Below are 11,453 nucleotides of genomic sequence, written 5' to 3'. Positions count from 1 at the left end.
TAATCATTGATGTGATTTTGGATAAAGGCATAAATGGATTTAATATGCCTATAAACTAAAGGCCGGCCAGGATAGATTTATTGTGATCGCTGAACCGGCCAAAGCTAATTAGCGGGTAACCGGTTTATAACGGATACGTTTGGGTTTGGCCCCCTCCTCACCCAGACGGCGTTTTTTATCTGCTTCATATTCTTGATAATTGCCATCAAAGAAGACCCATTTCGAATCGCCTTCTGCCGCTAATATATGGGTGGCAATACGGTCGAGGAACCAACGATCGTGGGATACCACTAGTACACAGCCAGCAAATTCTAATAAAGCATCTTCGAGTGCGCGCAGGGTTTCTACATCCAAGTCATTGGAGGGTTCATCCAGCAAAAGCACGTTGCCGCCAGAAATTAGAGTTTTTGCCAGATGCAGCCGACCGCGCTCACCGCCGGAGAGTTTGCCGACGATTTTACTCTGGTCACTCCCTTTAAAGTTAAACCTTCCTAGATAGGCTCGTGCCGGTATTTCAAACTGTCCTACCTGTAAAATATCCCTGCCTTCGGCAATTTCATCAAAAACGGTTTTATCTTCATGCAGGCCATGCCGGCTCTGATCTACAACAGAAAGTTTAACAGTCTGACCAATCTTCACTTGTCCCTGATCTGGTTGTTCCTGTCCGGTAATCAGTTTGAATAATGTGGACTTACCAGCTCCATTTGGTCCAATGATGCCGACAATGGCTCCCTGCGGGATTTTAAAACTCAAATCATCAATTAGTAATTTGTCGCCAAAACTTTTACTGACGTGTTCGAATTCGATAACTTCATTTCCCAGACGCTCTGCTACAGGAATAAAGATTTCCTGCGTTTCATTGCGTTTTTGATATTCGTAGTTACTCATTTCTTCGAAGCGTGCCAATCGAGCTTTGGACTTGGCCTGACGCCCACGGGCATTTTGTCGCACCCATTCAAGCTCATGTTTCATAGCTTTTATTCGCGCTGCTTCGGCTTTGGCTTCGTGTTCCAGTCTGGCTTCTTTTTGTTCCAGCCATGAGCTGTAGTTACCTTTCCATGGAATGCCGTGACCGCGGTCTAATTCCAGAATCCATTCAGCAGCATTGTCCAAAAAATAACGGTCGTGCGTTACAGCTACTACAGTACCAGGAAAACGAACCAGAAATTGTTCCAGCCATTCTACGGATTCGGCGTCCAGATGGTTGGTAGGTTCGTCCAGCAAAAGCATGTCTGGTTTGCTCAATAGTAGTTTGCACAAAGCCACACGGCGTTTTTCACCACCAGAGAGATTGCCGATAAGGGCATCCCATTCCGGCAGCCGTAAGGCGTCTGCAGCAATTTCCAGCTGATGCTCTATATTGTCACCAGCTCCTGCTGAAATGATGGCCTCTAAACGAGCCTGTTCCTCAGCCAGCGCATCAAAATCTGCGTCCGGTTCGGCGTAGGCAGCATAAACTTCTTCCAGTTTCTTTTGCGCGGTAGCCACATCGCCCAATCCGGATTCAACTTCTTCCCTAACAGTTTTATTAGCGTCCAGTTGGGGTTCTTGTGGTAAATAGCCGATTTTAATGCCACTCATTGGAATGGCTTCGCCTTCAAATTCGGTGTCTACACCGGCCATGATTTTCAGTACAGTGGATTTACCTGCACCGTTCAGACCCAGCAGGCCAATTTTGGCGCCTGGAAAAAACGACAAGGAAATGTCTTTGATAATTTGTTTCTGTGGCGGCACGGTTTTACTTACGCGCAGCATGGAGTACACATATTGGCTCATAGTTTATTCTGTAGATTAAATTAATGTGTATCAGCCTCAATTTAGGGGCTGGTTGTCATGATTTTGATTTTAGCATGCATATTCCTGCTTTCGCGGAAAGCTTTGCGTTAAAATACCCCCTTTTATTTTGCCGCCTTAGCATATGCATATTATCTCTGCTCTGATTGATTTTATTTTACATATTGACCAGCACCTGCAATTTATTGTCTCTCAATATGGTGTCTGGATTTATGTGATTCTGTTTGCGTTGATATTTTGTGAGACGGGGTTGGTGGTTACCCCTTTTCTACCTGGTGATTCATTGTTGTTTGCTGCTGGTGGTATTGCTGCCGTCGGGGAAATGAATATTCATTGTATGGTAGTGTTATTACTGCTGGCAGCTATTATTGGCGACGCAGTTAATTTTTATGTGGGTCAGAAATTCGGTGCACATCTGTTTGCCAATCCACAGTCGCGGATATTTAAGCAGATTTATTTGCACAAAACTCAGGAGTTTTATGCAAAACATGGTGGAAAGACCATAATTATTGCTCGTTTTGTCCCGATTGTGCGCACTTTTGCCCCCTTTGTCGCCGGTATGGGGCACATGCATTACGGTCATTTTTTTCGCTATAACTGTATTGGTGCTATTCTCTGGGTGGTGCTCTTTTCATATGCAGGCTATTTTTTTGGCAATCTGCCGTTCATCAAAGAGAATCTATCTTTGGCCCTGATAATCATTATTGCTATCTCACTGCTACCGGCAATTATTGAAATCATGCGCCATAAGCTGGGCAAAGGCACAAACAAATAATTCTTCATCTGCTGCTGAATAACTATTTACAGGAAAAATATGAGCCAGATACATCTGTTATCAGATCATTTAATCAACCAGATAGCTGCCGGTGAGGTAATTGAACGTCCGGCCAATGCGCTAAAAGAGATTATTGAAAACAGTCTCGATGCTGGTGCTAGCCATATTGATATAAAACTGGAAGCTGGTGGTATCAAACGTTTGTGTGTGACAGATGATGGACAAGGCATGAGTGAATCCGATATACCGCTTGCTCTGCATCGCCATGCCACGAGTAAAATCGGCAGTTTGGAAGATTTGGAAAAAGTTATGAGCATGGGTTTTCGCGGTGAAGGTCTGGCCAGCATCGCTTCTGTAAGCCGTCTGACCTTAACCAGTCGCACTGCTGATGCCAACCATGCCACGCAGATATACGCAGAAGATGGCCGGCTCAGCCCTATCAAAGCTGCTGCTCATGCGGCTGGTACTACAGTAGAAGCAGTGGAGCTCTTTTTCAATACTCCGGCCAGACGACAATTTCTCAAATCTGCAGGTACCGAATTTGCCCATTGCCGCACTATGGTTGAGCGTCTGGCGATGGCACATCCTGATGTAGCTTTTGATTTGCAGCATAATGGCAAAGATGTTATTAATCTGCCAGCTCAATCGCTGTTTGAGCGCTGTACCGCTATTATGGGTACAGATTTTGCGGCTGCCAGTCTAAATGTGGACGAAAGCATGAATACCATGCGTGTGTATGGGCTGATTGGCAAACCGACCTTTATGCAGGGAAAATCCAGTCAGCAATATATATTTGTTAATCAGCGCTTTGTACGTGACAAAATCATCTTACATGCTGTAAAACAAGCTTATAACGATGTTTTGCATCAGGCGCTCACACCGGCATTCGTGCTTTTTTTAACTCTGCCACCAACAGAGGTAGATGCCAATGTGCACCCTACTAAATCGGAAGTACGCTTCCGGCAGAGTCAGGCCGTACATCAGCTTATTTTCCATGCTCTGAATAAATGTCTGGCGGCAACAAATGCCGCTCAAACCGAATCAGTTTCGCAACCAGCCACCATACTGGCTGACATCATGCAAAAGCAACCGGCTGATGTACAGCAGCTATTTGCAAATTCTGAAAATAAAAGCAATTTACAGAAGACTCCGGCTCCTTATCAGCGTAGCCATACGCCACTGCACCGTAACTTGAGTCTAAGAGAATCGCAAGCTGCTCTGAACACTTATGCGCAGCTATATAAACAGGAACCGTCTACGACAGACAATTCTATAGCGGCCAATTTTGAGTCGGAAGCAGATAGTGAACTCGTAATGTGGGAACAGGCTCGAGGTGTAGCAACTGCTTCAACAACGCAGCAGACAACGGTAAATGATACGGAAATTCCGCCATTGGGCTATGCCATTGCTCAGTTACTGGATATTTATATTTTGGCTCAAGCTGAAGAGGCACTCATTTTGGTAGATATGCATGCTACTGCTGAGCGAGTGAATTATGAAAAGATGAAACAACAACGCGATGCTACAGGTAAAGTAAGTAGTCAGACATTACTCATTCCAGTACGCTTTCAAGCGAGCAATGAAGAAGTGGCTACAGCAGAGGACTATTCTATTTCGCTGCGGGAATATGGTTTAGACATTCAGATTGAGAATAACCAGCAGCTGGTGGTGCATTCCGTTCCGGCCATGTTGATAAAAAGTGATATTCAGCAACTAGTTCAGCAAGTATTGGCTGATATGATAACTATTGGCAGCAGTGATGTAGTAAAAGAACGTGAAAATCGAATTCTTTCTACTCTTGCTTGCCATGGTTCAGTTCGTGCTGGACGTAGATTAACTTTACCAGAAATGAATGCATTACTGCGGGATATGGAAAAGACTGAACGTGCTAATCAGTGCAATCATGGCCGTCCGACATGGGTAAAATTGCGCTTGCAAGATTTAGATGCTTTATTTTTACGTGGACAGTAAAACAGTGCAATATTCAGAAGCATTACAAATATCAGTACTTTTATAAATAATCTTAATTCAAAACCCTCTTTATCTAAAAAGATAAAGAGGGTTTGTTGATTATGACTAAAGTAACAGTCTAATGGCTTGTACTAGCGGCTACTGCAGATGCAGCTGGCAGTTCAGCATAATCAGGTTCGGTTTCTGGCTCCGGCTCTATATTCCACATTTTGCCGTTTAGGTAAACTTTGCCATTGATTAATTTCAGATGGGTTTTCACAATACCGTTGCTCACCTGAATGTAGCCTTTTGCCTGCATGGATTTAATTGCACTATCAATCATTAGACGTATGGTCTGGTCAATATCCTCTAGCGCTTCTGCACCGCCAGCACTGGCATCAACAGTAAACAAAGCTCTAGCCTGACTTATGGCAAAATTTTCCATTATTGCCTGCGGTATGGCGAAATCCATTTCGGATTCAGTTTTATTCAGCATGGTGCTCAGTTGCTGCATATCAGATGCAAGCAGATTTTTAAAACCAAGATTACCATGAATATCAATCAATCCCTGTGGCATTTGCAGTTTAAAGGTATTGAGTTTGATTAAAGGATCATGCGTAAACAAACCCAATCCTTCGTTTCGTACGGCAGAAACAATGGCTGCGCGTAGCTGATCATTATTCAGGTTCTGGGTAGATAGCTGAGTAATTTTGTTATTGATGGCTACCAGACTGGCTGCATCCAAATGTTCTGCGGCTGCATCAATATCCAGAGGGCCATAGACATCATTGCCGTACTGCATTCTTTCAAAGCCGAATTTACCCTGACTATTAATCCATTGATCCTGCTCTTTGGTGGATGTAGAAAGTTTCAAATTCTGAATATTGATTTTGGTGGGCATATTATTGCCGGCCGGACTGATAAAGGCACCTATTTGCAGATTAGTAACCAGATTAACCAGCTGATCCAGACGGATGTTGTTGTCAGCGGTATCATTCCAAATAAAAGTAATATCTTTTATGCTAAGGTCACTGTTTCCAAGAGCCAAGGATGTCTTTCCATGCTCAGTATGACTGGTAAACTGCAAATCCTGATAAGAAGCACGGCCTTTGGTCGACAGAATCATGTCCAGACCAGGGCTGACTGTATGGCTGTCATAACTATTGAAATCTTCAGCGTAATCAATAGTAGAATCCAAGCCCTGCCAATTTATTTTAATACCAGATAATTCTTCATAATTAAATTTAGGTATCACTACATGCATCTGCCCGCTGCCGCTCAAATTGATGGTGTTTTCAAGTTTAACCGGAGCTTCCTGCCCGAAAAAACGAGCCAGAATCTGCTGTGCCTGCGGGGTAAAGCGCAATTCTGTTTCCACATGTGCTCGTACCGGCCGGATGCTGCCGGCAAATAAACCATGCCGTACATGATTAACCACGGTAATAGGCTGTTGTAATACGGTACGCACATTATCAGGAAGCTGTTGCTGAATACCAGCAAAAAAACTTGGTTTAAAGCGAATCTGCATGGTTTCAGTAGAGGTAAACCATCCACGCTGATAGCTTTGTTTATCGATAATTAAAAAAGAGCTTTTAGCCAGTAAATCGCGTTGTTCATCCATGCTTTGCTGCGTTTTTACCCCTAAATAGCAAGGTAAAGCGAGTACGACAAGCAATATGACAGCCACGATGGCGGCAATAATGGTTAAAATCCGTTTATTCATGCTCGAAATGTCTTATATATCCACGTTCTGGAAGAGTTGCAGGATAACATCAAACTGGCTGTTTGTCCGCGGTGTTTATCGGTGTAAACAGACTTATTCAAATGTGAACAATTTTGATTTGCATGTACCCGACACATAATTTGGTTAATTTAGTGTACCGCCAGCCGTCAGTCGCTGACGCTGTTGTTCAAATAAACAGACAGTTGCAGCCATGGCAACATTAAGTGATTCTGTTTGTCCGATCATTGGTATTATTACATGCTCGGTAGCGCTGTGTAGCATTTTTGCACTTAAGCCACTGCCTTCATTACCAAATAGCCAGCCAACAGGATGAGTCAGATTCAGTGTGTACAAGTTTCTGGCTGCAGTGCTTAATGCGGTAGCGTATAAGGGATGAGCGTATTCTGCACGCCAAATATCCAAATCAGCAACCGTCTGTATAGAAAGATAAGCATGTGCACCCATGGCGGCCCGTAAGACTTTTGGAGACCAAACGTCAGTACTGTCTTTACTGAGCACAATATGCTTAACACCGGCCGCAAGAGCGCTGCGTAAAATTGTACCAACATTACCTGGATCTTGTACCCGTTCTAACACAACTACATCGTTATCTATAGGTGCTTTAATCTGCGTAGGCAGGGATAAGATGGCAATTGGTTCTTTTGAGTGAGCTAAATCGCTGATTTTCTCTAACAAATGGTCGGCAACTAGTACAATTTGCCGTGCCGGCAGCTCTCTCATTAAGGCAACTATTTCAAAATCATTTGCACGAACTTGCGGTACAAACATTGTGTGGATGGGGTGACCTGCCTGCATAAATGTCTGAATCAGGTGTATTCCCTCCACTACAGCAAGCCGGTGCTGACGTCGATAATGTGATTGTGCAATTAACCGCGACAGATGCTTGAGTTCGGTATTACTGGCTGACTGGATAATTTTGTAGTTCATACCGAAATTCCATTTTCTGCTGTGTGTAGATTTAATTCTTTTTGAATGTCTGCAATGGCCGTTATTTTACGTAGTTGTATGAATAACTCTCCGGCTTCTGCATAGTGCAGTCTGAGTATGCCAAGCCATTGTTTTAAACGCGCCACCGGATAATTGGCATGGCTATTTCGTAGCTGACAACAGCCATTAAAAAAATCCTCAATCCATGGCAAAATTTCGGTCCATGTTAAAGCAGGAAGATTGATCCCCCGATTGGTGGCGGCAATCTGTCTGGCTAAGTCCGGACATTGAACAGCACCGCGTCCGAGCATGACATCGGTACAACCACTGATTTCGCGAATCTGATGATAATCGGCTAAAGTAAACACATCGCCATTGGCAATAACTGGAATGCTTAAAGCTTTGCGAATGCGTCCTATCCATTCCCAGTGTGCGGGTGGTCGATAGCCTTCTGTTTTTGTACGTGCATGCACGGTGACTTCACCAGCACCACCCTGTTCGATTGCGTAAGCGCATTCTAGTGCCAGATTTTTATGTTCATAGCCCAGTCGCATTTTTGCACTCAGTTTGATTTCTGCTGGTAAACTTTGACGTACGGTAGCAACAATTTGTTCGATTTTTTCTGGATACTGCAAAAGTACGGCTCCACCCTGATGTTGATTGACGGTAGGAGCCGGACAACCAAAATTCAAATCTATATGGTTGGCACCTAATTTTACTACCTTCAATGCATTTAAAGCCATATTTTCCGCATGGCTACCCAGTAACTGAACAGCCACAGCTGTGCCGGCTTGAGTCTGATTATTCTGTACCAACTCTGGCATGTATTTCAGCCACATAGACTTACCGTGTATGGTATGGGTAATCCGTACAAATTCAGTGACACAAATATCAAAGCCACCTATACGAGTTAATAAATCGCGCATAGGGGCATCTATGAGTCCCTGCATAGGGGCAAGTAATATTCTGGGAAAAGATATTTTCGTCTGTATATCAGGACTGCTCACGCGTATAACCATTGCTCTTACAAAAAACAACGCAACCTGTTGTCTGACAAGTTGCGTATTTAATTATAAAATAAAAATGGTTGTAGCAGGTTTAATCGCGTAATGTTTCAATTAGGTCGATCAATAATTCTACTTCTTCTGTCTTCAAAACAGCAAACCCATCATTCAGACCCAGATCTTCCAGCAGCATTTCTCCTGCCGGTGTTTCATGCATGGATGTAAATGCATTCTGTAAAGTATCCAGCATCTCTGCATGCCGCGGATGTAGCAAAATCATATGATATAAATCATTGATTTTACTTTCAATCAATAAATTTAGGCGGCTGAGTGTAATTGAAGTCAGCTTATGATAGGCAGAAGACATAAATAAGCCTATATCACCTTCGTGCTGAATCAAACCGCGAGCCACTGCTGAAAATGATTCACTTTTTACCCAAGTAAGGTCTTTTTCTTCAATATCTACTGCTTCTAGTAGACGTAAAGCAATCAATTTGACATCATAATTTTCGGTACATAAAATCTTCATACTTGGTTTGACATCCTGAAGTGATTTTATTTCACTGTCAGCCGCACTGGCAATCACCATTTCATCGAAACGATTAACAGGACGAACGACCGGCAAATAACCCAGCTCTCTAATCAGCTTAGAAGCATTAAATGGATTTGCATAGATAATATCAACATTGTCTTTGTCAATTTCCTGCTGCTCTTCTTCAGCATTGCTGGCCATAAACAGGTGCACTGGAGCATCAATTAGGCGTTGCAGACGGGTATTAAGAAAATGCCAGCCAGCATAGAATTCAGGGGGAAAATCTGGTGCAATCAGAAAATTAATGGTCATGAATTACCCCGTTCTTCTTTCATTAGTCCTTCATACAGACTTTGCATTTCCAGCACCTTGCTGCGAGATGGTTTTCGCCGCACTGAGGTATATCCCTGAATCACACCATCCCTTATATTAGGCACAATTGTTGCATATACCCAGTAAAATCCACCATCTTTACGCAGATTTTTAACATAGCCGTGCCATTTCTTACCCTCTTGCACGGTATCCCATAAATCTTTATAAGCCACTTTCGGCATGTCGGGATGACGAAGGATATAATGTTCAGCACCCATCAGCTCTTCGCGCGACCAGCCGCTCATATGCACGAATACTTCATTGGCATGTGTAATTATTCCCTTTAAATCTGTAGTAGAAGTAATCAGACACCCATCAGGAAATTCTGTTTCTACATCAGTACAATATACGGTGCGTGTTACCCCATCGTAATGTGTCAATTCAAATGTACGGTGCTCAATTTCAGGCACCTGCATCGGTGAAATCATTCTGACTCCATTTTCTTGAATGTGGACAACCAGACGAATAATGCAAAAGCTTATATACCTTATATATTGCGCCGATTAGCAAAATAATACAAAGCATTTGATTAATTTGTATAAAAAATCACACAATTTCTTGATAAAAATCAAACAATGCAGGAAATTATGTAAATAATTTCCTGCATGGGTAAATCAGATATAACATAAAATAGGGTGCTTATAAGCTCAGAATTTATGCCAAGAATCTATTTTTTTTCTTGCATAATCAGATTGATACAATCCTGCCCATTTCATGATACCGGCAACTTCAAATTCATTAAATTCATAATACTGCCCGCGTTTTAAACGTTTAGGTAAGGAGATTGGACCAAAGCGTACGCGTACTAATCGACTTACCGTTAATCCCTGACTTTCAAACAAGCGCCGTACTTCACGGTTACGCCCTTCTTTGATGATGATGTTATACCATCGATTGGCTCCTTCGCCACCCTGTTCCCACAGATGTTGAGCCTTTGCTATACCATCTTCAAGTTCTACACCATTCAGCAGGTTTTGTTTTTGCTCGTCACTGAGCTCACCCAATACGCGTACTGCATATTCACGCTCAACTTCAAAACTCGGATGAGCAAAACGATTCACTAATTCACCGGAAGTTGTCAGTATCAGTAAGCCGCAGGTGTTGATATCCAGACGACCAATTGCCACCCAGCGGCTGCTGGCCGCTTGCGGCAGGCGATCAAAAATACTAATTCGCCCCTGCGGGTCGTCACGGCTGACAATCTCGCCTTCCTGCTTGTAATACACCATGATGCGCGGCAGGCGATCTGGCCATTTAATATTAATCGCAGAACCTCTTACGCTGACTTCATCTTCTGGCGTGATTCTGTCACCTAACTGCGCTACTTTGCCATTTACTCGCACCTGTCCTTGACTGATCCACTGCTCCATTTCACGCCGTGAACCGACTCCAGAAGCAGCCAGGGCTTTTTGCAAGCGCACTGGTTCCATTTTTTCCAGGTTAACACGCTGTTCTTTCAGTATACGGGAACGTTGCAATATATCTTGACTGGGTGTGCGCTGCACCAGCTTTCTGGCGCGCTGGATACGTGCTTTGTTATCCACTTTCTGTTCAAAAGCGGTGTTTTTTCTGGTGGTTGCATTTTTATGTTCTGATGCAGCCTTTTTAATCTCATTATTTTGCCGGCCTTTACTGCTGACTTTATTACTCTTTGAGGCCACACCATCGCGTATCTGGCGCTTGGTTAATTTTTTGTTGGCTTGACTCATGTTTAAACTCCCGATCCGTCATCCGACGGTTCTTCTGCGGTTGTTGAAACTTCCGCAGGTTCACTTAATTCAGGTAAAACCAGTTCACCCAATTCGGTTAAAGGTGGCAGCTGATTTAAATCTTCCAGCTGTAAATCACTTAAAAATGTAGCGGTAGTGGCCCATAAGTTGGGTCGCCCTACACTGTCGCGTTGTCCGATAATCTCTATCCAGCCACGATCCTGCAATGTTTGTAACACATTGCTGGAAACAGCCACGCCACGTATTGCTTCTATATCACCACGTGTAACCGGCTGCTGATAGGCAATTATTGCTAGTGTTTCCAATACTGCACGTGAATAGCGCGGTGTGCGTTGCACATCCAGACTGGCCAGCAACGGATATGCTACCGGTGTGACCTGAAATCGCCAACCTTCGGCACAATGCACCAAATTCAATGCGCGTTCATGCCAACACTCCTGCAAATGAGACAATACACTACTCAGTTCATCTGCTGATAAAGGCGGCTTCCTGAGTGAGCACAATTGCTTCTCGCTCAGTGCCTCACTTTGGGTGAGTAATGCAGCTTCAATCAAAGCTTCGATAGAGACTGTATGATTCATAGCCATGAGTTCCTACGCTGTCAGTGCAGTCATGATAAGGTCTA

10 protein-coding genes are annotated in these 11,453 nt (G+C 43.5%); 2 read left to right on the top strand and 8 right to left on the bottom strand.

Going from position 1 to position 11,453, the window contains the following annotated elements; all coding sequences use genetic code 11:
* Positions 1-108: 108 nt before the first annotated feature.
* On the bottom strand, positions 109-1,776 hold the full coding sequence (gene ettA / locus J3U67_RS01330) for an energy-dependent translational throttle protein EttA (RefSeq protein WP_267390403.1): 1,668 nt from the start codon (positions 1,774-1,776) through the stop codon (positions 109-111).
* Between the two features lie 148 nt (positions 1,777-1,924).
* Here ettA and J3U67_RS01325 point away from each other — a divergent pair, with 148 nt between their 5' ends.
* Positions 1,925-2,569: a DedA family protein gene (locus tag J3U67_RS01325; protein ID WP_100157092.1), complete on the top strand. Its 645-nt coding sequence runs from the start codon at positions 1,925-1,927 to the stop codon at positions 2,567-2,569.
* A 39-nt stretch (positions 2,570-2,608) separates the two neighbouring features.
* Complete coding sequence (gene mutL, locus J3U67_RS01320) at positions 2,609-4,540, top strand: DNA mismatch repair endonuclease MutL (protein ID WP_267390404.1); 1,932 nt, start codon at positions 2,609-2,611, stop codon at positions 4,538-4,540.
* A 118-nt stretch (positions 4,541-4,658) separates the two neighbouring features.
* Here mutL and J3U67_RS01315 read toward each other — a convergent pair whose 3' ends face one another.
* The 7 genes from J3U67_RS01315 to scpB all read right to left on the bottom strand — a co-directional run bounded on the left by J3U67_RS01315 (position 4,659) and on the right by scpB (position 11,409).
* The gene (locus J3U67_RS01315) at positions 4,659-6,242 is read right to left on the bottom strand and encodes a YdgA family protein (protein WP_100140581.1); all 1,584 of its coding nucleotides are present in this window, start codon (positions 6,240-6,242) and stop codon (positions 4,659-4,661) included.
* Positions 6,243-6,386: 144 nt separating this feature from the next.
* Positions 6,387-7,190: a TrmH family RNA methyltransferase gene (locus J3U67_RS01310; protein ID WP_267390405.1), complete on the bottom strand. Its 804-nt coding sequence runs from the start codon at positions 7,188-7,190 to the stop codon at positions 6,387-6,389.
* Entirely contained in the window at positions 7,187-8,209 is a 1,023-nt protein-coding gene (locus J3U67_RS01305; RefSeq protein ID WP_267390406.1) for a tRNA dihydrouridine synthase, read from the bottom strand. Before J3U67_RS01305 ends, J3U67_RS01310 begins: the two co-directional genes overlap by 4 nt.
* Positions 8,210-8,288: 79 nt before the next feature.
* Positions 8,289-9,038, bottom strand: coding sequence for a PhnD/SsuA/transferrin family substrate-binding protein (locus tag J3U67_RS01300; protein WP_267390407.1), 750 nt, complete (start codon positions 9,036-9,038; stop codon positions 8,289-8,291).
* The gene (locus J3U67_RS01295) at positions 9,035-9,526 is read right to left on the bottom strand and encodes a PAS domain-containing protein (protein WP_257378004.1); all 492 of its coding nucleotides are present in this window, start codon (positions 9,524-9,526) and stop codon (positions 9,035-9,037) included. Before J3U67_RS01295 ends, J3U67_RS01300 begins: the two co-directional genes overlap by 4 nt.
* 219 nt (positions 9,527-9,745) lie before the next feature.
* Entirely contained in the window at positions 9,746-10,807 is a 1,062-nt protein-coding gene (locus tag J3U67_RS01290) for a pseudouridine synthase (RefSeq protein ID WP_267403479.1), read from the bottom strand.
* A 2-nt stretch (positions 10,808-10,809) separates the two neighbouring features.
* Complete coding sequence (scpB, locus tag J3U67_RS01285; protein WP_267403477.1) at positions 10,810-11,409, bottom strand: SMC-Scp complex subunit ScpB; 600 nt, start codon at positions 11,407-11,409, stop codon at positions 10,810-10,812.
* Positions 11,410-11,453 lie beyond the last annotated feature (44 nt).

This window comes from Snodgrassella sp. B3837 (assembly GCF_026535955.1).
GTDB lineage: Bacteria > Pseudomonadota > Gammaproteobacteria > Burkholderiales > Neisseriaceae > Snodgrassella > Snodgrassella alvi_E.
Note: the sequence above shows the minus strand (reverse complement) of the source record. Positions and strands in the feature narration are given on the sequence as shown.

What these genes read in the sequence shown, in the direction of transcription:
- ettA (WP_267390403.1), bottom strand. Translation starts at nt 1,776, where the DNA reads ATGAGCCAATATGTGTACTCCATGCTGCGCGTAAGTAAAACCGTGCCG.
- mutL (WP_267390404.1), top strand. Translation starts at nt 2,609, where the DNA reads ATGAGCCAGATACATCTGTTATCAGATCATTTAATCAACCAGATAGCT.
- J3U67_RS01315 (WP_100140581.1), bottom strand. Translation starts at nt 6,242, where the DNA reads ATGAATAAACGGATTTTAACCATTATTGCCGCCATCGTGGCTGTCATA.
- J3U67_RS01310 (WP_267390405.1), bottom strand. Translation starts at nt 7,190, where the DNA reads ATGAACTACAAAATTATCCAGTCAGCCAGTAATACCGAACTCAAGCAT.
- J3U67_RS01305 (WP_267390406.1), bottom strand. Translation starts at nt 8,209, where the DNA reads ATGGTTATACGCGTGAGCAGTCCTGATATACAGACGAAAATATCTTTT.
- J3U67_RS01300 (WP_267390407.1), bottom strand. Translation starts at nt 9,038, where the DNA reads ATGACCATTAATTTTCTGATTGCACCAGATTTTCCCCCTGAATTCTAT.
- J3U67_RS01295 (WP_257378004.1), bottom strand. Translation starts at nt 9,526, where the DNA reads ATGATTTCACCGATGCAGGTGCCTGAAATTGAGCACCGTACATTTGAA.
- J3U67_RS01290 (WP_267403479.1), bottom strand. Translation starts at nt 10,807, where the DNA reads ATGAGTCAAGCCAACAAAAAATTAACCAAGCGCCAGATACGCGATGGT.
- scpB (WP_267403477.1), bottom strand. Translation starts at nt 11,409, where the DNA reads ATGAATCATACAGTCTCTATCGAAGCTTTGATTGAAGCTGCATTACTC.